This is a genomic window from Bradyrhizobium sp. Kon56 (genome assembly GCF_055807635.1).
Window position 1 is genome coordinate 1 of the sequence record NZ_JBVVOU010000476.1, and the last position, 261, is coordinate 261.

The 261-nt window shown below is 55.2% G+C and carries 1 pseudogene; it reads right to left on the minus strand.

Annotation, left to right across the window (positions count from 1 at the left end):
- Nucleotides 1–245, minus strand: a pseudogene (locus tag AC0L3B_RS39730) (UbiD family decarboxylase); the annotation flags it as partial.
- Between the last annotated feature and the right edge of the window lie 16 nt (nt 246–261).

Here is a 261-nt window from a genome sequence, read left to right on the forward strand (position 1 = left end):
CCCGACACCGGCGAGGCGAAATCGAGGTAGTCGATCGGCGTATTGTCGATCATTACCGTGTCGCGCTTGGGGTCCATACGCGTGGTAATGGCCCAGATCACGTCGTTCCAGTCGCGAGCGTTGATGTCGTCGTCGGTGACAATAACGAACTTGGTGTACATGAATTGTCGTAAAAACGACCACACACCCAGCATTACCCGCTTGGCATGGCCGGGATACGACTTTTTCATGGTGACGATGGCCATGCGGTACGAGCAACCT